Annotated in this window: 1 protein-coding gene; it reads left to right on the top strand. The window is 43.3% G+C overall.

The genetic code is table 11. From position 1 onward, the window contains the following. Positions 1 to 55: 55 nt before the first annotated feature. Positions 56 to 1,086: IS4 family transposase (locus tag IQ259_RS26945; protein ID WP_193889028.1), on the top strand; the 1,031-nt coding region annotated here is incomplete at its 3' end.

Below are 1,086 nucleotides of genomic sequence, written 5' to 3'. Positions count from 1 at the left end.
ACAAAAGCAAGGTAAAGTAATAATTGTTCTCCAAAAAGTGCGATGGGAAAAATTGGTGCTGCTAAAAGATTTTTCGTTGATAACGCCAACCTTAGATGCAGAGTTAATATTCAAAGCAATAGAAACAGTCATTTCGCCATCAGTGATCAGAGAAACTCTATCAGAGACAGACAGTTGTGAAGAGCGAACGCGGAAATTGCCATCTGGGTTGGTAGTGTGTCTAGTCATAGCGATGAATTTATGGTCATCAGATGCAATGGGGGACGTACTGAAAAATCTGGTGAATGGACTAAGTAGAGAGTGGACGCGATTAGGGCAGTATTGGAAAGTACCAAGTAGTTCTTCCATCAGTGAAGCAAGACAGAGGTTGGGATGTTGGGCAATGAGTCGGTTGTTTCACAAGATAGTCAGACCATTAGCAACAGCGCAGACTCCAGGGGCATTTTTAGGAGGACTACGAGTAATGGCAGTAGACGGTACGGTGTTGGATGTCCCAGATAGTGCGGCTAATGCCAGGGTGTTTGGATATCCAGGCAGTAGGAAAGGAACCAGAGCGGCATTTCCCAAAGTCCGTTTAGTATTGCTAATTGAGGCGGGAACCCATCTAATTGTTGATGCCTTGATGTGTCCTTACCGCATGGGAGAAAGAATCCGCTCTTTAAAACTACTACGAAGTTGTAGTCAAGGGATGCTGCTGATGTGGGATAGAGGGCTACATTCTTACCGTATGGTTCATGCCACCTTAAAGTGCGGATGTCACTATTTAGGGCGAGTGCCAAAGAACGTTAAATTTCCAGTAGACAAGGTTTTAAACGATGGCTCATATTTGTCCTGGATTGCTCCAGACCGCAAATCCAAGCACAAAGGTGGAGCCAGGATTCAGGTAAGGGTTATAGAATACACAATCGACTCTGAAAATGGACAACAAACTTATCGTTTAATTACCAGTTTGATGGATATTGCTTTATTTCCTGCATTGTTGTTAGCCACAGAGTATCATCAACGTTGGGAAATCGAAAATACTATTGATGAGTTAAAAACTCATCTAAATGGGCGTAAAACTCCCATTCGTTCTCTCAAACCCCG

Source organism: Fortiea sp. LEGE XX443 (genome assembly GCF_015206815.1).
Taxonomy (GTDB): Bacteria; Cyanobacteriota; Cyanobacteriia; order Cyanobacteriales; family Nostocaceae; genus Nostoc_B.
Note: the sequence above shows the minus strand (reverse complement) of the source record. Positions and strands in the feature narration are given on the sequence as shown.